This is a genomic window from Psychrobacillus sp. NPDC096623, from assembly GCF_044762655.1.
GTDB lineage: Bacteria > Bacillota > Bacilli > Bacillales_A > Planococcaceae > Psychrobacillus.
This window is the reverse complement of record NZ_JBIWER010000001.1, coordinates 193777-215813: the sequence shown is the minus strand read 5'-3', so window position 1 is coordinate 215813 and position 22037 is coordinate 193777. Positions and strand designations below refer to the sequence as shown.

At 37.3% G+C, this 22037-nt stretch carries 19 protein-coding genes; 16 read left to right on the top strand and 3 right to left on the bottom strand.

The features are described 5' to 3' along the window. Positions 1–14: 14 nt before the first annotated feature. The 11 genes from ACIQX2_RS01080 (at position 15) to psiE (ending at position 13318) form a co-directional block, all read left to right on the top strand. Complete coding sequence (locus ACIQX2_RS01080) at positions 15–1334, top strand: uracil-xanthine permease family protein (protein ID WP_402846059.1); 1320 nt, start codon at positions 15–17, stop codon at positions 1332–1334. Between the two features lie 149 nt (positions 1335–1483). Then, entirely contained in the window at positions 1484–2362 is an 879-nt protein-coding gene (locus ACIQX2_RS01075; RefSeq protein ID WP_402846057.1) for an aspartate carbamoyltransferase catalytic subunit, read from the top strand. 1 nt (position 2363) lies between these two features. Beyond that, positions 2364–3644 (top strand): dihydroorotase, encoded by a 1281-nt coding sequence (locus ACIQX2_RS01070; RefSeq protein ID WP_402846055.1) that lies wholly within the window; start codon positions 2364–2366, stop codon positions 3642–3644. Continuing rightward, complete coding sequence (locus ACIQX2_RS01065) at positions 3641–4741, top strand: carbamoyl phosphate synthase small subunit (RefSeq protein ID WP_402846053.1); 1101 nt, start codon at positions 3641–3643, stop codon at positions 4739–4741. The genes ACIQX2_RS01070 and ACIQX2_RS01065 overlap by 4 nt, the downstream gene beginning before the upstream one ends. Continuing rightward, positions 4734–7931: a carbamoyl-phosphate synthase large subunit gene (gene carB, locus ACIQX2_RS01060; protein ID WP_402846051.1), complete on the top strand. Its 3198-nt coding sequence runs from the start codon at positions 4734–4736 to the stop codon at positions 7929–7931. The genes ACIQX2_RS01065 and carB overlap by 8 nt, the downstream gene beginning before the upstream one ends. Further along, positions 7928–8704 (top strand): dihydroorotate dehydrogenase electron transfer subunit, encoded by a 777-nt coding sequence (locus tag ACIQX2_RS01055; RefSeq protein WP_402846050.1) that lies wholly within the window; start codon positions 7928–7930, stop codon positions 8702–8704. Before carB ends, ACIQX2_RS01055 begins: the two co-directional genes overlap by 4 nt. Next, entirely contained in the window at positions 8701–9615 is a 915-nt protein-coding gene (locus ACIQX2_RS01050; protein WP_402846048.1) for a dihydroorotate dehydrogenase, read from the top strand. The genes ACIQX2_RS01055 and ACIQX2_RS01050 overlap by 4 nt, the downstream gene beginning before the upstream one ends. Continuing rightward, positions 9612–10322 (top strand): orotidine-5'-phosphate decarboxylase, encoded by a 711-nt coding sequence (gene pyrF, locus ACIQX2_RS01045; protein ID WP_402846046.1) that lies wholly within the window; start codon positions 9612–9614, stop codon positions 10320–10322. The genes ACIQX2_RS01050 and pyrF overlap by 4 nt, the downstream gene beginning before the upstream one ends. Continuing rightward, positions 10319–10951 carry an orotate phosphoribosyltransferase gene (gene pyrE / locus ACIQX2_RS01040; RefSeq protein ID WP_402846045.1) on the top strand — a complete coding sequence of 211 codons (633 nt, stop codon included), beginning with the start codon at positions 10319–10321 and terminating at the stop codon, positions 10949–10951. The genes pyrF and pyrE overlap by 4 nt, the downstream gene beginning before the upstream one ends. Before the next feature lie 754 nt (positions 10952–11705). Continuing rightward, a complete protein-coding gene (hprK, locus tag ACIQX2_RS01035) occupies positions 11706–12620 on the top strand; it encodes an HPr(Ser) kinase/phosphatase (RefSeq protein ID WP_402846043.1) in 915 nt (304 codons plus the stop codon). Between the two features lie 245 nt (positions 12621–12865). Next, a complete protein-coding gene (gene psiE / locus ACIQX2_RS01030) occupies positions 12866–13318 on the top strand; it encodes a phosphate-starvation-inducible protein PsiE (protein WP_402846041.1) in 453 nt (150 codons plus the stop codon). 191 nt (positions 13319–13509) lie between these two features. On the opposite strand, the gene ACIQX2_RS01025 is transcribed toward psiE, so the two are convergent. After that, positions 13510–14355, bottom strand: coding sequence for a hypothetical protein (locus ACIQX2_RS01025; protein WP_402846039.1), 846 nt, complete (start codon positions 14353–14355; stop codon positions 13510–13512). A gap of 256 nt (positions 14356–14611) precedes the next feature. After that, complete coding sequence (locus ACIQX2_RS01020) at positions 14612–14884, bottom strand: alpha/beta-type small acid-soluble spore protein (protein WP_402846037.1); 273 nt, start codon at positions 14882–14884, stop codon at positions 14612–14614. A 291-nt stretch (positions 14885–15175) separates the two neighbouring features. On the opposite strand from ACIQX2_RS01020, the gene ACIQX2_RS01015 reads away from it, so the two are divergent. Further along, a complete protein-coding gene (locus tag ACIQX2_RS01015; RefSeq protein WP_402846035.1) occupies positions 15176–15541 on the top strand; it encodes a hypothetical protein in 366 nt (121 codons plus the stop codon). Between the two features lie 70 nt (positions 15542–15611). Here ACIQX2_RS01015 and ACIQX2_RS01010 read toward each other — a convergent pair whose 3' ends face one another. Next, on the bottom strand, positions 15612–17297 hold the full coding sequence (locus ACIQX2_RS01010) for an Rqc2 family fibronectin-binding protein (RefSeq protein WP_402846033.1): 1686 nt from the start codon (positions 17295–17297) through the stop codon (positions 15612–15614). A gap of 167 nt (positions 17298–17464) precedes the next feature. Between ACIQX2_RS01010 and gmk the strand changes: the two genes are divergently transcribed. The 4 genes from gmk (at position 17465) to priA (ending at position 22033) form a co-directional block, all read left to right on the top strand. Then, positions 17465–18085 carry a guanylate kinase gene (gmk, locus tag ACIQX2_RS01005; RefSeq protein WP_402847468.1) on the top strand — a complete coding sequence of 207 codons (621 nt, stop codon included), beginning with the start codon at positions 17465–17467 and terminating at the stop codon, positions 18083–18085. After that, a complete protein-coding gene (gene rpoZ / locus ACIQX2_RS01000; RefSeq protein WP_402846031.1) occupies positions 18086–18310 on the top strand; it encodes a DNA-directed RNA polymerase subunit omega in 225 nt (74 codons plus the stop codon). It begins immediately after the preceding gene. 109 nt (positions 18311–18419) lie between these two features. Beyond that, positions 18420–19625, top strand: coding sequence for a bifunctional phosphopantothenoylcysteine decarboxylase/phosphopantothenate--cysteine ligase CoaBC (gene coaBC / locus ACIQX2_RS00995; protein WP_402846029.1), 1206 nt, complete (start codon positions 18420–18422; stop codon positions 19623–19625). Then, positions 19622–22033, top strand: coding sequence for a primosomal protein N' (gene priA, locus ACIQX2_RS00990; RefSeq protein WP_402846027.1), 2412 nt, complete (start codon positions 19622–19624; stop codon positions 22031–22033). The genes coaBC and priA overlap by 4 nt, the downstream gene beginning before the upstream one ends. Positions 22034–22037: the final 4 nt, after the last annotated feature.

Genomic DNA, 22037 nt, shown 5'->3' with positions numbered 1-22037 from the left:
GGTAGGAATACTACATGTCAAAAGCCGTATTAGATGTAAATGACAAGCCTTCTGGTGGACAACTCATCACCTTAAGTTTTCAACATATGTTTGCAATGTTCGGATCGACAATATTAGTACCGCAACTAGTAGGTTTAAGTCCTGCCATTGCATTGTTAACAAGTGGGATTGCAACAATAATATTCTTACTAGTAACTAAATTCCAAGTTCCAGCATATTTAGGTTCATCTTTCGCATTCATCGCACCAATAATTATTGCAGTAAATGGATTAGATGAATCTGGACAAGCAATCAATCCTGGCAATGCGATGATCGGTGCGGTTTTCGTGGGACTAGTTTATGGGATAGTATCTCTTGTAATTTGGAAAAGTGGTTATCAATGGATTATGAAACTATTACCAGCCATCGTCGTTGGCCCGGTTATCATGGTCATTGGATTGGGACTTTCTGGTGTAGCAGTTGATATGGCGATGAATATAACAAATGCAGAAACAGGCTTAAAGGAATATAGCTTCCTGCATTTCTCAGCTGCATTAGTTACATTGTTTACTGCGATAATCTGTACAGTGTATTTCAAAAATATTATTAGTACAATGCCAATATTAGTTGGATTAGTGGTTGGTTACATATATTCCATCATCATCGGGATAGTCGACTTTGCCCCAATAAAAGAAGCAAAAATATTCGCTTTACCTGACTTTTTAATCCCTGGAGTGCATTATGAGTTTGTCATAACAACTAATATTCTGCTAGTGATGGTTCCAATTGTTATTGTAACTATTTCCGAGCATATTGGGCATCAGCTTGTACTTGGCAAAGTTGTAGATAGAGATTATATAAAAGAACCAGGGCTACATAGATCATTACTAGGTGATGGTTTAGGAACCTTTGTCAGTGCACTTTTAGGTGGCCCACCAAAAACGACATATGGTGAAAATATTGGTGTACTAGCCATCACTCGTGTTTATAGTGTATACGTGATTTTAGGAGCAGCTGTAGTGGCTATCCTCCTATCATTCTTCGGAAAAGCAATGGCAGTCATTTCTACAATACCGACGGCAGTTTTGGGTGGCGTATCTATCCTATTATTTGGGATCATCGCTGCAAGTGGGCTGCGAATGTTAGTGGATGCAAAAGTGGATTTCGGCAATAGTCGTAATTTAGTTATTGCTTCTGTAATCCTAGTAATAGGAATCGGAGGAGCAAAGTTCATCGTTACAGAAGCGCTAAGCATTGAAGGTATGGCTTTAGCAGCAATTATCGGGGTTATATTAAATCTTATCCTACCTGGTAGGAAGCAAGCAGAAAGTACAGATTTACAACAAATTAAATAATAGACCTTTTAAGAAGCTGAACAGTGAGTCAGCAAAAGGTTCGGTAGCAAGTTGGGGCATGGAACATGACCCTTCTACTTGTCTATGCAAAAACGAACCTTCTCGAGATTTTTCGAGGAGGTTTTACTTTATAAAAAAGGTGGATATTCATGAAAAATTTAGTATCAATGAAAGACCTATCGATAGATCAAATACATGAAATATTAAACCAAGCACAAGCATTTCGTGATGGTAACACCTCCGCACTGAAGAATAAATATACGGTATCGAATCTGTTTTTTGAGCCAAGCACTCGAACGAAGATGAGCTTTGAAATGGCTGAAAGAAAGCTTAATTTAGAAGTACTGCCTTTCGAAGCTGGCTTCTCTAGCACATTAAAAGGTGAAACACTTTATGACACAGTAAGGGTTCTTGAATCCATTGGATTAGACGCATTGGTAATCAGGCATGAACAAAATAATTATTTTGAAGAACTAGTTGGAAAAGTTAAACCTGCAATAATCAACGGAGGAGACGGTACAGGAAACCATCCGACGCAAAGTCTTCTCGATATTTATACAATTTGGCAAGAATTTGGCACATTACAGGATAAGAAGATTACGATTGTAGGAGATATAAACCATAGCCGTGTGGCAAGATCTAATGCGGATGCATTCGCAAGATTAGGTGCAAAAGTCCAATTTGTATGTCCAAGTGAATGGAAAGGTGAGTTCGAAGCATTTCATGAATTTGATGAAGTAATAGAAGATAGTGATGTTCTTATGATGCTTCGAGTCCAGCACGAAAGACATGACGGTAAGAACCCATTTGCTAAAGAACAGTATCATCAAATGTATGGTTTAACAATAGAACGAGAACAAAAAATGAAAGAATCTGCCATAATCATGCATCCAGCTCCATTTAACAGAGGTGTGGAAATAGCCAGTGAACTAGTGGAATGTAATCGTTCGAGGATTTTTAAGCAAATGGAAAATGGTGTAAATGTCCGCATGGCTGTCATTGAGATGATTTTGAAAGGGAGAGAATAACATGACAAAAATTATTCAAAACGTTCAAATAGTTAGCAATGAAGGAGAATTAGAGGCGACTGCAGTTTTAGTTCAGGATGGTAGAATTGCAGCAATTGGAGCTGAAATTACATCAGATAATGCTCAACAAATAGATGGCAATGGTCTTTTACTTTCAGCAGGCTTCATCGATGTTCATGTTCATTTACGTGAACCAGGTGGAGAACAGAAGGAAACGATTGAAACTGGTACGAGAGCTGCAGCAAAAGGTGGTTATACAACCATTTGCGCAATGCCAAATACGAGACCAGTACCTGATACAGAAGAAAATTTCTCACATGTTTTAGATTTAGTTGAAAAAAATGCACTTGTTCGTGTCTTACCATATGGTTCGATTACCATTCGACAAGCAGGTAAAGAAAGAACAGATATCGAGGCTTTAAAAAAACTTGGAGCTTTTGCATTAACAGATGACGGTGTCGGTGTTCAAGCTGCTGGAACAATGCTTGAAGCAATGGAGGAAGCAGCGAAACTTAATATCCCAATTATCGCTCATTGTGAAGATAATACGCTTATATACGGTGGTGTTATGCATAAAGGAAAACGCAGTAACGAGCTTGGATTAAAAGGTATACCATCTGTTTCTGAATCAGTACATATTGCGAGGGACATTTTACTCGCAGAAGCAGCAGGAGCTCATTATCATGTATGTCATGTAAGTACAAAAGAGTCAGTTCGGATAATAAGAGACGCAAAAAAAGCAGGTATCCATGTGACAGCAGAAGTAAGTCCGCATCATCTATTACTTTGTGAGGACGATATTCCTTCCAATGATGCAGCTTGGAAGATGAATCCTCCACTTAGAGCTAAAGAGGATATGATGGCACTGCGCGAGGGATTAGAAGACGGAACGCTAGATTTTATAGCAACCGATCACGCTCCTCACACAGAGGAAGAGAAGTCATTTGGATTTGAAAAAGCACCGTTCGGAATTGTCGGATTAGAAACAGCATTCCCACTATTATATACTCACTTTGTAAAAACTGGTCACTGGACACTTAAACAACTTTTGGATTATCTAACTATCAAACCAGCGCAAGTATTTGGGTTTGAGTTCGGAAAGCTCGAAGTAGGAGCACCAGCCGATTTGGTTTTATTAGATTTAGAGAAAGAACAAAAAATTGATAAAGAAGCTTTTGTATCCAAAGGAAAAAATACACCATTTAACGGCTGGGCTTGCACTGGTTGGCCACAACTTACAATGTTTAACGGAGAAATCGTATGGCAGGAGGAACAAGCATGAAAACAAGATACTTAATATTAGAAGATGGTACGGTATTTAAAGGGAATGCATTTGGAAGTGAAGAAGGAACAATTGGTGAAGTAATTTTTACAACTGCAATGACTGGCTATCAGGAATCCATATCTGATCCTTCTAACTGTGGGCAAATATTAACATTTACGTATCCAATGGTTGGTAACTATGGTATTAATCCAGATGATTTTGAAGCTATTAAAATAGGGCTTTCCGGAGTTGTTGTAAGAGAGCTTGCTGAACAACCATCGAATTTTAGAATTACTGCTTCTTTAAGTGAATTTTTACATGCGAAAAACGTTCCTGGAATTGAAGGAATTGATACTAGAAAGCTAACACGCATTATTCGAATGCATGGTTCTTTAAAAGGAAGACTTACTAATGCTGATGAAGAAGTGAACGTAGAAGAAGTAGTAAAAGAACTTCAAGCTACAGAAATCCCAAGAAATGTAGTAGAACAGGTTTCCATAACTCGACCATATCCAAGTCCCGGACGCGGTAAAAGAGTCGTACTTGTGGACTTTGGCATGAAACACGGCATTTTAAGAGAGCTAAACAAACGAGATTGCGATATTATTGTTGTCCCTTATAACACTTCTGCAGCTGATATTCTAGGTATGTACCCAGATGGTGTCATGTTATCTAATGGCCCTGGCGATCCCACTGATATTCCAGAAGCAGTTGAAATGGTAAAAGGCATTATCGGAAAAGTGCCGATTTTCGGAGTATGTCTAGGACATCAACTTATTTCACTTGCAAGTGGGGCAACATCCTTTAAGTTGAAATTTGGTCATCGTGGTGGGAATCATCCAGTAAAAGATTTAAGAACCGGAAGAACAGAATTGACTTCTCAAAATCATGGATATGCAATAGATGCAGATTCGATCTCACAAACAGATTTAGAAATAACACATATAGCGTTAAATGATGGAACAGTAGAAGGGGTAAGACATACTAAATTCCCGGTATTTTGTGTTCAGTTCCACCCAGAAGGATCATCAGGACCAGAAGATTCAAAACATCTATTTGATGAGTTTATCGAATTAATGAATGCTGAAAGCAAAAAGGAGAATTCACATGCCTAAACGTAAAGATATAAAAACAATACTAGTAATAGGTTCAGGTCCAATCGTTATCGGTCAAGCTGCTGAATTTGACTACGCTGGTACACAAGCGTGTATTTCACTAAGAGAAGAAGGGTATAGCGTTATTTTAGTAAACTCCAATCCTGCAACTATTATGACGGATACAGAAATTGCGGATAAGGTTTATATTGAACCCCTTACATTACCATTTGTAAGCAAAATCATTCGTAAAGAACGTCCAGATGCAATTTTACCTACACTTGGTGGACAAACTGGATTGAATATGGCAATTGAGCTCGATAAATCTGGTATTTTAGATGAGCTAGGAATCGAAATATTAGGTACAAAACTAGAAGCAATTCACAAAGCAGAAGACCGTGATCTATTCCGTTCACTGATGAATGAATTAAATGAACCAGTTCCAGATAGTGATATTATCCATAATCTTGAAGAAGCGAAAACATTCGTAGAACGTATTGGTTATCCAGTTATCGTTCGTCCAGCATTTACATTAGGTGGAACAGGGGGAGGTATTTGTTACAATGATGCTGATTTAGCTGAAATTGTGACGAGTGGTTTAAAATACAGCCCTGTGACTCAATGTCTACTTGAAAAATCAATTGCTGGATATAAAGAGATAGAGTATGAAGTAATGCGTGATTCTGCGGATAACGCAATTGTTGTATGTAATATGGAAAACTTCGATGCTGTTGGGATTCATACAGGGGATTCAATTGTAGTTGCCCCAACACAAACATTATCCGATCGTGAAAATCAAATGCTTCGTAATGTTTCTCTGAAAATAATTCGTGCACTGAAAATTGAAGGTGGGTGTAACGTACAGTTAGCACTTGATCCACATAGCTTCAATTACTATATTATCGAGGTTAACCCACGTGTAAGTCGTTCTTCTGCGCTTGCTTCAAAAGCAACTGGGTATCCTATCGCTAAACTTGCAGCAAAAATCGCAGTAGGTCTTACACTGGATGAAATGATGAATCCAGTTACTCAAAAAACGTACGCTTGCTTCGAGCCTGCATTGGATTATATTGTAGCGAAAATTCCAAGATGGCCCTTCGATAAATTTGAATCGGCTAAACGTAATCTTGGCACACAAATGAAAGCAACTGGGGAAGTAATGTCACTTGGACGTACATTTGAAGAAGCGATCCTTAAATCCATTCGTTCACTTGAAACAGGTCATTTCCATATCGAAATGAAAAACAGTGAGTCTATTACAGATGCATGGATGGAAAAACGAATTCGTCGTGCAGGAGATGAGAGACTTTTCTTCATAGGAGAAGCACTTCGTCGTGGAATAACTGTAGAAACAATTCACGAGTGGAGCCAAATTGATTTATTCTTCCTTAACAAACTTCAAAATATCGTGAAGTACGAACAAGTAATCCAAGCTAACCCTTTCGATCAAGAAGTATTATATAAAGCAAAACGTATGGGCTTTGCAGATAAAACTATTGCGAAATATTGGAATGTAAAAGAATTAGAAGTATATAACTTTAAAAAAGAAAACGGAATTGTACCAGTCTACAAAATGGTTGATACTTGCGCAGGGGAATTTGAGTCGGAAACACCTTACTTCTACGGAACGTACGAAGAGGAAAATGAATCCATTCGTACGGAAAAAGAAAGCGTAATTGTACTAGGGTCAGGTCCGATTCGCATCGGTCAAGGGGTTGAGTTTGACTACGCAACTGTCCATTCTGTATGGGCAATAAAAGAAGCAGGCTATGAAGCAATTATTATTAATAATAACCCTGAAACAGTTTCAACCGACTTCTCTATCTCGGATAAATTATACTTTGAACCACTAACACTTGAGGATGTAATGCATATCGTTGACTTAGAGCAACCAAAGGGTGTAGTCGTACAGTTCGGTGGACAAACAGCAATCAATTTAGCAGCTGGACTAGAAGAGAGAGGCGTTAAAATTCTAGGTACAACACTTGAAGACATTGATCGTGCAGAAAACCGTAACAAATTTGAAGCTGCTCTTCATGAAATCGATATTCCGCAGCCGCTTGGAAAAACTGCCGTTTCAGTTGAAGAAGCTACAAGTATTGCTAATGAAATAGGATATCCAGTACTAGTTAGACCTTCTTACGTACTTGGTGGACGTGCGATGCAAATTGTATATAGCGAAGATGAGATCAAACATTATATGGAGAATGCGGTGGAAGCAAGCCCTGAAAAACCTGTACTGATTGATCGATACTTAACAGGAACAGAAATTGAAGTAGATGCAATTTGTGATGGTGAAAATGTATTAATACCAGGAATAATGGAACATATAGAGCGTGCAGGAGTACATTCAGGTGACTCAATTGCTGTATATCCGCCACAAAAGCTTTCACAAAACCAAATTGATACTCTAGTTGATTACACAACAAGACTTGCAAAAGGATTGAAAATTGTAGGATTGATGAATATTCAATATGTCATCTCAAAAGATGAGGTTTACGTAATTGAAGTAAATCCACGTTCTAGTCGTACAGTACCATTCTTAAGTAAAATTACTTCCATTCCAATGGCAAATATTGCAACAAAAGCGATTTTAGGCCAAACGATTATTGAACAAGGATATACACCAGGACTTGCACCAAATAGCCCAGGAGTATATGTAAAAGTACCAGTGTTCAGCTTTGCGAAACTTCGTCGTGTAGACATTACGCTTGGACCTGAGATGAAATCTACTGGGGAAGTAATGGGTAAAGACATTACACTTGAAAAAGCATTATATAAAGGATTAGCAGCAGCAGGCATGGAAATTAAAGACCATGGAACAGTACTAATGACAATTTCGGATAAAGATAAAGAAGAAGGCACAGAAATTGCGAAAAGGTTTTACGCAATAGGATTCCGAATTATGGCAACGCAAGGAACTGCAGAAGCAATTAAAAATGCTGGAATTCCTGTAGACATTGTCGATAAAATCGGTGCAAAAGGAACTACCTTACTAGATGTAATTCAAAAAGGGGAAGCGCAATTTATCATCAACACGTTAACAAAAGGAATGCAGCCAGAACGTGATGGATTCCGTATTCGTAGAGAGTCTGTAGAAAATGGTATTCCATGTTTAACTTCCTTAGATACCGCTGAAGCAATGCTACGTGTAATTGAATCGATGACATTCTCAACGGAGACTATGAAACACCAGGAGGTTAAAGCATGATTAGACAAGAACAAATGCAAGTCGTAAAACAAAGAACAATTGCGACGAACATTTTTGAACTCACATTGACTGGACAGCTTGTACTGGATATGAAAGAGCCAGGCAAATTTGTTCATCTTCGAGTGTCTGATCAAATGGAGCCATTGTTAAGAAGACCGATAAGTGTCTCCTCAATAAATAAAGAGAAATTAGAGTTTACGATGATTTACCGAGCAGATGGAAGAGGAACTACACTTCTTTCTAAGAAAAAACAAGGGGACCAAATCGATGTACTTGGACCTCTTGGAAATGGTTTTCCGATTGATAAAGTAGAAGCCGGTCAAAAGGCTTTGCTAGTAGGTGGAGGAATTGGTGTACCACCTCTATATGAACTATCCCAAAGACTTGTAGAAAAAGGCGTACAACCTATCCATGTGTTAGGATTTCAGTCGGAAGATGTTGTTTTTTATGAAAAACAATTTCAAGAACTAGGAGAAACCTATATTGTAACTGCGGATGGCAGCCATGGTCATACGGGCTTTGTAACGAATGTATTAGAGACATTACAGGACGATTTTGCGGTCTACTATAGTTGTGGTCCAACACCGATGCTTGCTGCACTTGAAAAAATGTACCCAGATAAAGAAGGTTATTTATCTTTTGAGCAACGGATGGGCTGTGGAATTGGTGCATGCTTCGCGTGTGTTTGCGATACAACAGAGAAAATGGATGCTGATTATGTAAAAGTTTGTTCAGATGGTCCAGTGTTCCCGTCAGGAGTTGTTCGAGTATGAATAGATTAGCTATTGAACTACCAGGGCTTTCTTTGAAAAACCCAATCATGCCAGCCTCTGGTTGCTTTGGGTTCGGAAAAGAATATGCAAAATTATATGATTTGTCTAAGCTAGGTGCAATTATGATTAAGGCAACAACGCCAGAAACGAGATTAGGTAATCCTACACCCCGTGTGGCAGAAACACCGGCAGGAATGTTAAATGCAATTGGTCTGCAAAACCCTGGATTAAAAAAAGTGTTGGAAAATGAACTGACTTGGCTTGAGCAATATGAAGTGCCGATTATAGCAAACGTAGCAGGCTACACAACAGAGGATTATGTCACAGTAGCAGAAGCAATTTCAAAGGCGCCAAATGTGCAAGCACTGGAACTGAATATTTCTTGTCCTAATGTTAAACAAGGCGGAATTACATTTGGTACAAATCCTTTTGTTGCGGAAGAATTGACCAAAGCGGTAAAAGCAGTATCTTCTGTCCCAGTGTATGTGAAGTTATCTCCGAATGTAACTGATATTGGAGAAATTGCAAAAGCGGTAGAAGCTGGTGGAGCTGATGGTATTACAATGATTAATACGTTACTTGGTATGCGCTTAGACACAAAAAATGGTCGTCCGGTAATTGCAAACGTTACAGGTGGTTTATCTGGTCCAGCTATTAAACCAGTAGCACTTCGCATGGTATATGAGGTAGCAAAGCAAGTATCCATTCCAATTATCGGGATGGGAGGAGTTTCTACTATCGATGATGTCATTGATTTCATGTCAGCAGGTGCGAGTGCGGTTGCCGTCGGAACAGCAAATTTTGTAGATCCATTTATATGTCCGAATCTAATCGAGCAGCTTCCAGAAAAATTAGATGAACTTGGATTTGAGAGAGTATCGGATCTTGTTGGAAGGAGTCATCGACTATGAAAAGCAGTCCAATTATTGCATTAGACTTTGCCTCTGCAGAAGAAGCATACGAATTTCTAACTCCATTTGAGCAATCATTATTTGTCAAAGTAGGAATGGAACTATATTTACAAGAAGGACCTGCTATCGTTTATAAATTGAAAGAAATGGGTCATGATGTTTTCTTGGATTTAAAATTACATGATATTCCGAATACTGTGGGTCAAGCGATGAAAGGTCTCGCTCGTTTAGGAGCAGATTTAGTAAATGTGCATGCCGCTGGTGGAGCGGATATGATGATTGCTGCACGTGAAGGATTAGATGCAGGGACAGCAGCAGGCAACAATAGACCTTCCATTATTGCGGTAACTCAGCTAACTTCAACTTCTGAACAGCAAATGCAGCAGGAACAGATGATTCAAACGACGATTGAGGAGTCCGTTGTTCATTATTCAGAACTAGCTAAATCAGCTGCACTAGATGGAGTCGTTTGCTCCGTTTTGGAAGCAAAAAAAATCACAGATGCATGTGGACCAGAATTTCTACGTGTTACCCCTGGTATTCGTTTAGCTGAAGGTGAAGCGCATGATCAGGTTCGTGTTGCCACTCCAGCAAAAGCACGAATCCTTGGTTCTTCTCATATTGTTGTAGGAAGAGCTATAACAAGAGCTGAAAATCCTGTACAAATATATGAAACTATTTTGAAAATGTGGGAGGAAAATGCATGAGTTTAGAAAACAAAATTGCCAAGGCGCTTCTTGAGGTTGGTGCAGTTGAATTAAAACCTACCGACCAATTCACATGGGCATCTGGCATCAAATCCCCAATCTACTGTGATAACCGAATAACTATGTCATCACCTGCCGTTAGAAAAGAAATTGCACAAGGCTTAGCAGAAGCAATCGAACAAAATTTTCCTGGTACAGAAGCAGTAGCAGGTACGGCTACTGCAGGTATTCCTCATGCTGCATGGGTGAGTGATGTACTGGAACTTCCGATGATGTATGTTCGGTCAAAAGCAAAAGAGCATGGCCGAGGCAATCAAATTGAAGGTAAAGTAGTCGCGGGACAAAAAGTAGTAGTAATTGAAGATTTAATCTCCACAGGTGGGAGCAGTCTAGTTGCAGTGGAAGCCCTTCGTAAAGAAGGATTAGAAGTACTAGGTGTAGTTAGTATTTTTACTTATGGACTGCCAAAAGCTGAACAAGCCTTTGAAGAAGCAGGTATTACCTTTGTTAGTTTAACAAACTATAATGCATTAACAACTGCTGCAAAAGAAGCTGGAACAGTAACGGAAGAGGATGTTCCAATGCTTTCTAAATGGCATAATGATTTAAAACAAGGGTTATTGAAATAACGTATATAATAAGGCGCTCCCTATGAATTGGGTGAGCGCCTTTATTGGTGTAATCATTAACAATGAATATTCTTTTTCAAAGAATAAAATATATAATATTTTAGAGAACAAGCCTCCTCGCTCGAAAACATATGCTCTTGCGGTTACTCGTCGCGAAAACTATGCTCAAATAAAGTTCGGCCAATGTCTTCGCCTAACGCATTCCCGCTGGAGTCGATTCCTTTCACTGCAAACAATAAAGGGAGTAGTACTCAACTCTGTGATGAAGCATAGTCCTAAATAATGAAGACAAATAGCGAACGAAATTGTATCTTCGTTAGCTTGCTTTATCAATAGGAAAGTATTTATTACTAGTTATTCTCAAACGCACTTACCTGATTCTAAAAGTTTCAAGAGGGCGACGGATAGAAAAACACAATAAGATTACCGAAAAAAAAGATATTGATACTGACGGAAGTCACAACCAATATCCCTAAAAATTCACTCGGAAATCTTCTGGTGAACGTCAATCTAAAACCCTTCGAAACTGATAGTAACAGGTTTTAACCTTTAAGGACCATTATGTCTTTTTGTGTGGATGATCTTATACAAGATGATGTGGAAGATTATTCTATTTCGATGATATGAGGAAAATATGTGAATTTGTGCTCAAATTTTAACTTATCATTGATAAAATATGGTACTATATTAAAAATAATTACCTGTTAAGAACTGTTGGAACAATGCTTTATTTTAGAAGGCGAGAGAAAAATAGATGGAAAAAATAACTGTTAAAGATATAGTAAAAAGGTTTTCATTTGAGTTGCTATCAGGTGAGGATCAGCTGCATAGGGAATTGAAGCAAAGTAAAGTGCGTAGACCAGGATTGGAGTTCATGGGGATGTTTGATTTTATTACCCCTGAATATATTCATATATTAGGAAAAAACGAAATAAATTATTTATATACTTTGGACGAAGAAGAGTGTAAATTGCGTATTGGGCATATCCTTTCGTACGATCCGCCATGTATTATTATTACCTCCAATCAAAAAGAGCCAAACGGTCTACTTCAATATTGCTTAGAAAACGGAATACCTGTTTTGCGTACAAATGATTCTACAAGCGAAGTGAGTGCAAAACTTGATGCATTTGTTGTAAAAGCTATGGCTCCAGAAATTTCGATACATGGTGTTTGTGTAAATGTCTCCGGTATGGGAATCTTGTTGCGTGGAAAATCGGGTGTTGGTAAAAGTGAAACAGCTCATACATTAATAGGACGCGGTCATAGATTAATAGCAGATGATATCGTCGTATTAAAAAAGCTAAGTCCGCAAACACTTCTCGGAACCCATAATGAAAAGAATAAAGAATTTTTGGCTTTACGGAGTATCGGACTTTTAAATGTCGTTCGTCTTTATGGTCGCTCAGCTTTTCAAGAGGAGACACGTATCGCATTGGATATCGAATTGACTAAATGGGAAAGCAACACGTTGAATAATGAACTTGAATTAGAAACAAAATTTAAAGATTATATGGGAGTGCAAATTCCCCATATCCAAATCCAATTACAACCAGGTCGAGATGTTGCTGGCTTAATAGAAGCAGCTGCAAATAACTGGTATTTAAAACAACAGGGGTATAGTGCTGCTGAAGAATTTGTGAAACGATTAGAGGAAGAAATGGAATAAGAAAACTAATAGTAAATAATGCAAAAGTACCCACCATGTTTATATTTATGGCGGGTCTTTTTTTGTCTGCGTCTTGTTTTGATTATTTTTTATTTTTAAACAAAAGGTCTAGACTTGGAAGCGTTTTCCAGTTTATGATTTTCTAAACGATACTATAGATTATTAAAAAGATCGATAGGAGGAACCTATTTTAGTAGATAGGGTAAGTGCTACATGGAAGTGAATATTCGAAATGGGGGATTTAAATGGATAAGTTTGGAAAAGAATTTTCTGTAGTTTTAACGATTATCCCTAAGGTGTTGCAAATGTTTCTGAATTTCTGTCTAGTACTGTTAGCGTTTATTTTATCCTTTTTGCTTATTAAAGAGTTAACTGTATTTTTTAAAATTTTGGTAACTGTTGGAGCTGGTGATTATCAACAATTCCTCGCAAATATCCTCATTTTCTTTTTATATTTTGAGTTCATTACGATGATTGTTAAATATTTTAAGGAAGACTATCATTTTCCACTCAGGTATTTTTTATATGTAGGAATTACTGCAATGATTCGCCTAATTATCGTCGAGCATGATCATCCCATAGATACATTAATTTATTCACTAGTTATTCTTATATTAATTGTCGGCTATTTCATTATGAACATTACACCGCTTGAAAGACCAAATCGTCACTATTTTTTTAAACGAAGTAAGGAATAATACAGTGAATTAAAGTAATAAAGAAGCCTTCCTCAGAGGCATCTGGTTTTATTGAAATTGTTACTTCAGTGCTGTTTGAAAAATAAAAAACGTGCTGCTGACTAATCGAAAATTAATCGACTAGTATGCAGCACGTTTCTATTACGTGTTCCTTTTATGCCAGCGCTTTTTTGCAACGGCATATCTTAATGTCAGTGGAGAATATTAGTTGAAGATGTATTTTTTTGACCAGATTTAGATATTGCAGCTATTGCGGATGGATCTAAATTTGAATCATTAGCTGTACCGTCTAGCATAGGTTTTGTACCTGAGTTTGCCATGTTGTTCCCTTTTGCAGAATTATCTTGCTTGTTCTTGTTCTTGTTATTCGTATTTGAAGCGGATTTCGTATTTTCATTATTTGCAGAGGCAACTTTCTTATTGGCATTTCCATTTGTTTCTGCATTATTTTTGGGTGGTCCGCTCGTCGCAGTATTCTGTTTCGCGACATTATTAGTACCAGAGGCATTTTGTGAACCGGCCAAACCTGCTACGTCCTTTACTATTTGACCCACTTGTGGTGCAAGCGTTTTTGCGATGCTGCCGATTGTTTGAGCATTGGTACCCATAGCATTTTGTCCAGCACCGCTGCTATTTTGATTATTTCCCATACTTTGAGCCGAATTCCCGCCAGTTAGTTTTTGTGCAATATTTCCCACCATTTGCATAATGTTTCCGTTCGTTTGTCCAGCGCTATTACTTGAAGCATTTTGTCCGGATTGAGTTCCGCTATTCATTGCAATACTGGACATTAACTGTGTACCTGGAGTTGCGTTTTGACTCATCAAATTTTCCAGAATTGTACTCATGGATTTCCTTGGGCAAAACTTAGTTGCGCCTTCCGCAGCTTTCATGGAACCCAATAAAATAAGCATCTTCCCGGTTCTGCTTTTTGGTTCACGTAAAAGTTGTATAGTACCGTATGCGGTCATAACTGAGCCTAACATGAAGCGGGCGTAAGCAGTTCTAGGACTTAAATTTTCTTGGTTATGTGACATCTGTTAGAACCTCCTGATCAATATTATTCTTGCTGTGGGGAATACTACAAAGGATGAATGGAAGACAATGGGGTAAATTGTAGACTAATAGTAAATTATTGGTGCAAAGGGGAATCCCCTGAAAACAAAAAATATAATCCTCATGTTCAGCCATTTCAGGTTTATAATCCCCAATCAATCGTTTTATATTCGTGTCATTTTGGGTTACTATTGCGCTTATATATGGGAATTCTTCAATAGTAATTTAGCCGAATAATTATTTTTTCGTCATTTGTTCTTGAGCCATTCTAATCATTTCTTTCACCATACTGCCGCCTATCGGCCCGCCAATTTTTCCTGCTTGCTCTGATGTGAGTTTTCCATTATACCCCTTTGTCAAAGGAATACTTAATTCCTCTGCAATTTCGTATTTTACATCATCCGGATTATTACTTTTTACCACATAACCTTGCTCCTTCATCACCCGTACCTTTAATTTGTCTAATTCTTCACGAGCGGAAGGTACTAAAATTTTATTTTTATTGACCATTTTTTTCACTCCTTCTATGCATAGTCTTTCCGCAAAATAAAACATTACTCCACTATTTACAACAAAATCACATAGCGTTAATGGATTTGTTAAAATTCTGTTTTCGTCGATTTAAGCAGTATTTTAAAGTTGAAGATACTTAAACTGTGCTACATAGACTAAACCTTTATTAAATTGGTTAAACTTGTATTATTCTAGATGCATAGGAATTTAATGTGTTATATATCAAATTACAAGAATATAGTAATGTAATAATTCTTTGGGGTCTAATATTATGAAAGAGGTGCTCAAATGAGCTTTAAGATTGCGTTGCTTGTTTGTTTTAGTTTAATGTGTCTAATTTCTTGTATTACCTATTATTTAGGTAAAAAGGTATCCAACAACTTTATAAAATATATACCTGTTTTTTCTTTGGGTTCAGGAGTAATCTTTTTTTATATTAAACTAAACTACAGTTCTTATAACCCTATTTCTTTCGATAACATTTTCGATAAGATTGCTATCATTATACTTCTTATTGTATTCAGTATCGCTTTGTTAGAAGCGATTATCATTGAGGTTGTAGAAAACACAAATTTATTTGAAAGAGGAATTATGGTTATTCGAAAATCATTAAAATTAGTGCATGTAAAGAAAGAACAGGTCAGATGGAAGTAACGAAGTTACTTCCATCTGACCTGTAGCAGAAAGTCATTCCAAAGCTAAATCACCTATCACTATGGAATTACTATCTCTTCATATGTCTAATCTTCTCTTCATCCGGAGTGACAAAAAGAGTAGTCTGTTCAAAATAAATAACAAACCCTGGTTTTGCTCCATTCGGTTTTTTCACTTGTTTAACTACCGTATAATCTACAGGTACAGAAGCTGATTCACGTGCCTTGCTAAAATATGCAGCAAGATTCGCCGCTTCTAAAAGTGCAGTTTCCGAAGGGGATTCTGAATGAATAACTACATGCGAACCTGGTATATCCTTCGTATGAAGCCATGTATCCGTTTTACGAGCCAATTTAAATGTTACAAAATCATTCTGTTTATTGTTTTTGCCGACCGAAATCTCGGTACCATCGGATGCAATATATTTTTCTGGTGTTGGTTTTACCGGTTTTTTCTTCTTTTTCGATGAACGCATTTTAAGTAAGCCTTGCTCCATTAATTCTTCTCGGATCTCTTCAATATCTGTTGGAGAGGCTTGCATTACTTGTTGATGTAACAATTCGAAATAGGCTATATCCTCATTGGTTATTTTAAATTGCTGCTCTATCTTTAATAGTGCATTTTTGGCTTTTGTGTAACGACTATAATATTTTTGTGCATTTTGAGTAGCTGTTTTTCTATTATCTAGTGGTATAACAACCGTTTTTTCATTTTCATCATAATAATTTACAAGCTCTACCTCTTTTAATCCTTTTTCTATTGAATAGGCATTTGCCATTAATAGCTCACCAAATAGTTGATAGGTATCTAGGTTCTCAGCTTGCTCGAAGTCTTTTTGCAGTTTTTTCATTTTTAATTTCAATTTATTTAATTCATTTTGTAGCCATCTTTCTAAATCTCCAGCCTGTTGCTTCACACGGTCGCGTTCTGCCTTAGCAAAATATACGCGGTCTAGTAAATTACCTAGGCTTTCTTCATTAAATTTGTCACCTTCTAAATGTGTTAATGCATTTGGTGAGTAGAAGGTCTTCCCGTTTACTTCTACAATTTGCTTTGAAGAGCCGCCGTGCTTAAACTCCTGAATAAATTCTTTATAGATTTCTACTCTATTATTAGAAATTTGAAATCTATATATTAATTCCTTAGCGTGTAGTGGAGAAAATCCAGAAATTTGATCCATAATTTCTTTAGGATCATTGGCTGATTGTAGAATTCCAACTAAGCTATCTGAGATTTCAAGTGGATCGAGCTTATTTTGGGAAGGTGGTGCGATATATGGCTGACCAGGTAAAATGGTACGATAACTATTCATGGATGGTGATAAATGTTTAATACTTTCCAAGATCAGATTTCGAGTTGGGTCAATTAAAAGTAAATTGCTGTGACGTCCCATAACTTCCATATGGATTTCACGAGTGATATCATCACCAATTTCATTTTTACTCTGTATTTGGAAAATAATAATTCGATCGCTTTCATGTTGATGTATGCCTGTAATAATTCCGCCCTCTAAATGCTTACGTAGCACCATGCAAAAAAGCGGTGGTTGAGCTGGATTATCGATTGTTTCATTTGTAATTTGTACACGTGAATAGGATGAATGTACAGAGAACAATAGTTTGTAATTTTTACCTTGTGCTCTTATATGCATTAATATTTCTTGAGCGTTAGGTTGGTGTATTTTAGAAATACGACCTGTCACGAGTTGCTGTAATTCAGTTGTCATTGATATTGTAAATAAACCATCAAAAGCCATAAGTAATCCTCTTTCAAAACATTATTTTGTATTTATCGACTGTTGTCTATTATACGCTTGCACTTTTCATATATATCTTATCATTTTCAACAGGAATTGTGTTATAATCAGTTAAGTATGTAATTGGAAGATGTCGAAGTAGTATGACTGTATTTGAAGGAGACGTTATGCGAAGAGAAAAAGGTATATTGATCGTTTTATCAGGTCCATCTGGAGTTGGTAAAGGGACTGTGAGAAAAGAATTATTTTCAGAACCGGGTACAAACTATGAGTATTCTATATCTATGACCACTAGAAGTCCACGTGAAGGTGAAGTGGATGGGGTAGATTATTTCTTTAAACAAAAAGCTGAGTTTGAACAGCTGATTGAAGAAGGTAAATTGTTAGAGTATGCATCGTATGTAGGAAATTACTATGGGACACCAATCGACTATGTGAATGCTACATTAGATTCTGGACGAGATGTGTTTTTAGAAATTGAAGTCCAAGGAGCAGCACTTGTTCGGGAAAAAGCTCCAGAAGCTTTGTTTATATTTCTTGCTCCTCCAAGCTTATCTGAGCTTGAGCAAAGGCTTATTGGTAGAGGAACGGAAACTGAAGATGTCATCAATTCAAGGATTAGCGCCGCACGACAAGAGCTTGAAATGATGCATTTGTATGATTATGTTGTAGAAAACGATGAAGTCCCTAAAGCATGCGCGAAGATTAACGCAATTGTAGTAGCCGAACATTGCCGGCGCGAACGTGTAGAAAAAAGATATTCAGCTATGCTGGAAGGAGAAATTTAAATGTTATATCCATCAGTAGATTCATTAAAAACTCAAATCGATTCAAAATATTCTTTAGTGACGGTCGCATCTAAACGGGCTCGACAGTTACAAGAAGAAGGCGGAGAACGTCTAACTTCATATGTGTCCTATAAAAAAGTAGGAAGAGCGTTAGAGGAAGTTGCAGCTGGCGAACTAACTATATTATCATCAAGTGATTCTGTAGTTTATGATGACGAAGTATAAAAACAAACAATACGCAAGTAGATGTCTCGATAAGCTGCGGATTAAACAACAACCTCCCAAAGAATATACGTTTCTTTGGGAGGTTGTTGTTTAGAGAGGGGAATTCATGATGTTAACTTCTAAAAAAGTTCTTGTATGTGTTACTGGTGGGATTGCGGTTTATAAAGCGGTTGCATTAGTAAGTAAACTGTCACAAGCAGGAGCAAGTGTAAAAGTAATGATGACAAAATCAGCGATGGAATTTGTGCGACCGTTAAGCTTTCAGGCAATGTCTAGAAATGATGTATATTTTGATACGTTTGATGAAAAGGATTCAAGCGTTATTGCACATATCGATTTAGCTGACTGGGCTGATCTTGTAATCGTGGCACCAGCAACGGCTAACGTAATTGGTAAGTTAGCAAATGGTATTGCTGATGATATGGTTACGACTACTTTACTTGCAACAACTGCAGAAGTATGGATAGCACCTGCTATGAATGTACATATGTATGATAATGCTGCTGTAATTCGCAATATTACTCAGCTTTCAAGTGACGGTTATCATTTTATCGAGCCTTCTGAAGGTTTTTTAGCATGTGGATATGTTGGAAAAGGTCGATTAGAAGAACCGGAAAAAATAGTTCAGTTAGTCGAGGCGTATTTTATACCGAAAGAACAACCTTTAAAAGGAAAAAAAGTTGTCGTAACAGCAGGACCAACTAGAGAGAAAATAGACCCTGTTCGATTTTTGACTAATTTTTCTAGTGGAAAAATGGGATACGCTATGGCTGAGGCTGCAGCAACTCTAGGAGCAGAAACTATTTTGATATCTGGTCCTGTCAGTTTAAGTGCTCCAGCAAATGTAAAGCTTGTTAATGTCGAAAGTGCACAGGAAATGCTAGATGCTGTGTTGCTTCATTTTGATACAGCTTCTATGGTTATTAAAACTGCAGCTGTGGCAGATTATAAACCAAAAGAGGTACATGCTCAAAAGATGAAAAAGAAACCTGGCGATTCAGTTATCGCACTAGAAAGAACTTCTGATATTCTTATGGAACTAGGTAAACGGAAAAAAGATCAATTGTTAATAGGCTTTGCAGCAGAAACAAATGATGTGATCCATTATGCTAAAGGCAAACTGCAAAAGAAAAATGCAGATTATATTATTGCCAATGATGTGACGGAAGCAGGTTCAGGTTTTGGAACAGATACAAATGCGGTTACGTTAGTTGGTAAAAACATGGAACAGTATTTTCCACATCTGAGCAAGAAGGAACTTGCATTACAATTGCTGCAAACAATTATTCAATTGGAGAAAGATGATGCTAAATGATAGTAGAAGTAATCGTAGATGTAGCAGCTTATCCTATTGATCGTCCTTTTGACTATATAGTTCCTGAAGTATTAGAGACAGTGATAGAACGTGGAAGTCGTGTACATGTACCTTTTGGTAATAGAAAAGTTCAGGGATTTATAACAAATATAAAAGACCATTCTGATTTAGATGTGTCCAAACTAAAAGAAATAATTTCTATAATCGACGTAGAACCTGTCATAACAGAGGAATTATTACAGCTTTCTAAATGGATGACCAATAGGACTTTATGCTATGAAATAGATGCACTACAAGTGATGCTTCCTGCTGCTCTTCGTGCTTCGTATAAAAAAGAAATTCGGCTTGTAGAGCCGGATGGAGTGGATATAGAATCTTTAGCATTATTTGGTTCTAAAGAAACTATTTCATACGATATTTTTGAAAAAGCCGGCTTGTTGAGACAGATGAAAAAGTATTTAGATCAAGGTAACTATCAATTAGATACGGTTATTAAACAACAGGGCAAAGTAAAAACAATATCCAAATACCGTATCGTAGAGAATAAAGAATTAGTTCTTACGAAACTAAGTGAACTTCCGAAAAATGCGGCTAAACAAAGAGAGTTAATCGAATGGCTATTAATGCAAGAGCAAGCTTCCTTTACTATGGCAGAACTTAAAGATTTAGCACAAACAAATAATCATACGGTTAATGCATTAATCGATAAAGGAATTTTAGAAAAAGCACATAAAGAAATATACCGGGAAATAAGTAGCCTAGAGTATAACGATCATGATCATAGATTTAATTTGACAAATGAACAACAGGAAGCTCTAACAAAAATAAATGATGCGCAGGATAATAACCAGCCAACTACTTTTCTTTTACACGGCATTACCGGAAGTGGGAAAACAGAGATTTATCTGAATGCTATTGAAAAATCAATCAATGAAGGCAAACAAGCAATTATGCTTGTACCTGAAATATCATTGACCCCGCAAATGACCAGAAGATTTAAATTGCGCTTTGACGATCAAGTAGCTGTAATGCATAGTGGATTATCCGTCGGCGAAAAGTTTGATGAATGGCGTAAAATTTGGCGTGGGGAGGTCAAGGTTGTTGTAGGAGCAAGATCTGCAATATTCGCACCTTTTAAAAATCTAGGTTTAATCATTTTAGACGAGGAGCATGAGTCTACGTATAAGCAAGAAGATACGCCGAGGTATCATGCGAGAGATGTAGCAATTTGGAGAAGTAACTTTCACGGGTGTCCAGTTGTTTTAGGAAGTGCAACGCCTTCTCTTGAATCCTATGCACGGGCTTCTAAGGGTGTTTACAGTTTATTGACATTAAATATGCGTGCGAAAGAACAATCTTTGCCAGTCGTAAGTGTTGTAGATATGCGAGCAGAGTTAAAAAGTGGAAATCGTTCTATGTTCAGTGTAGAACTTGCGGATGCAGTCAGAGAAAAGTTAGAGAAGAAGGAACAAATTGTTCTATTCTTAAATAAGAGAGGGTTTTCATCCTTTGTACTTTGCAGAGACTGTGGAACAGTAGTTGAATGTGATAATTGTGATATTTCACTTACGTATCATCGTGAAGGGGAGCAGCTAAAGTGTCATTATTGTGGACATGAAGAGCCCGTGCCGAAGCAATGTCCGGAATGTGCTAGCGAGCATATTCGCTTTTTCGGAACAGGTACGCAAAAAGTGGAAGAGGAGATCACTAAATTATTCCCTTATGCACGAGTTCTCCGAATGGATGTAGATACTACTAGAACAAAAGGCTCCCATGAACGAATTTTAAAACAATTCGGAGATGGAGAAGCAGATATTTTACTTGGAACTCAGATGATTGCAAAAGGACTAGATTTTCCAAATATTACGCTCGTTGGAGTGTTAAATGCGGATACCACTTTGCACCTAGCTGATTTTAGAGCAGCTGAAAAAACATTTCAGCTTATGACACAGGTTAGTGGAAGAGCTGGTAGACATGATAAAGAAGGACAGGTGTACATTCAAACTTATACACCTGAGCATTATGCGATTGAATTCTCAAAATCACAGTTGTACGAGCCTTTTTATCAAAAAGAAATGCTCGTTAGAAAACAGTTTGAATATCCACCTTTCTACTATTTAACACTTGTTCAGGTAACGCATGAAAACGTCATGTTAGCCTCGGAATATGCAAAACTAGCGACTGATTGGTTACGAGCAAATTTGTCTTCCACAACAATGGTGATTGGACCAACTTCAAGTGCAATCAGTAAAATACAAAATAGATATCGTTACCAATGTTTGATAAAATACAAAAAAGAACCAATACTTGTGGAAAAACTTCAGCAATTAATAAAAATATACCGAACCGAGTGGATAAAAAAAGGAGTCATCTTAACAATTGATTTGGATCCATCCACCATTTTATAAGGTG

Coding starts and splice junctions, on each gene's coding strand:
- ACIQX2_RS01080 (WP_402846059.1), top strand. CDS start 15: ATGTCAAAAGCCGTATTAGATGTAAATGACAAGCCTTCTGGTGGACAA.
- ACIQX2_RS01075 (WP_402846057.1), top strand. CDS start 1,484: ATGAAAAATTTAGTATCAATGAAAGACCTATCGATAGATCAAATACAT.
- ACIQX2_RS01070 (WP_402846055.1), top strand. CDS start 2,364: ATGACAAAAATTATTCAAAACGTTCAAATAGTTAGCAATGAAGGAGAA.
- ACIQX2_RS01065 (WP_402846053.1), top strand. CDS start 3,641: ATGAAAACAAGATACTTAATATTAGAAGATGGTACGGTATTTAAAGGG.
- carB (WP_402846051.1), top strand. CDS start 4,734: ATGCCTAAACGTAAAGATATAAAAACAATACTAGTAATAGGTTCAGGT.
- ACIQX2_RS01055 (WP_402846050.1), top strand. CDS start 7,928: ATGATTAGACAAGAACAAATGCAAGTCGTAAAACAAAGAACAATTGCG.
- ACIQX2_RS01050 (WP_402846048.1), top strand. CDS start 8,701: ATGAATAGATTAGCTATTGAACTACCAGGGCTTTCTTTGAAAAACCCA.
- pyrF (WP_402846046.1), top strand. CDS start 9,612: ATGAAAAGCAGTCCAATTATTGCATTAGACTTTGCCTCTGCAGAAGAA.
- pyrE (WP_402846045.1), top strand. CDS start 10,319: ATGAGTTTAGAAAACAAAATTGCCAAGGCGCTTCTTGAGGTTGGTGCA.
- hprK (WP_402846043.1), top strand. CDS start 11,706: ATGGAAAAAATAACTGTTAAAGATATAGTAAAAAGGTTTTCATTTGAG.
- psiE (WP_402846041.1), top strand. CDS start 12,866: ATGGATAAGTTTGGAAAAGAATTTTCTGTAGTTTTAACGATTATCCCT.
- ACIQX2_RS01025 (WP_402846039.1), bottom strand. CDS start 14,355: ATGTCACATAACCAAGAAAATTTAAGTCCTAGAACTGCTTACGCCCGC.
- ACIQX2_RS01020 (WP_402846037.1), bottom strand. CDS start 14,884: ATGGTCAATAAAAATAAAATTTTAGTACCTTCCGCTCGTGAAGAATTA.
- ACIQX2_RS01015 (WP_402846035.1), top strand. CDS start 15,176: ATGAGCTTTAAGATTGCGTTGCTTGTTTGTTTTAGTTTAATGTGTCTA.
- ACIQX2_RS01010 (WP_402846033.1), bottom strand. CDS start 17,297: ATGGCTTTTGATGGTTTATTTACAATATCAATGACAACTGAATTACAG.
- gmk (WP_402847468.1), top strand. CDS start 17,465: ATGCGAAGAGAAAAAGGTATATTGATCGTTTTATCAGGTCCATCTGGA.
- rpoZ (WP_402846031.1), top strand. CDS start 18,086: ATGTTATATCCATCAGTAGATTCATTAAAAACTCAAATCGATTCAAAA.
- coaBC (WP_402846029.1), top strand. CDS start 18,420: ATGTTAACTTCTAAAAAAGTTCTTGTATGTGTTACTGGTGGGATTGCG.
- priA (WP_402846027.1), top strand. CDS start 19,622: ATGATAGTAGAAGTAATCGTAGATGTAGCAGCTTATCCTATTGATCGT.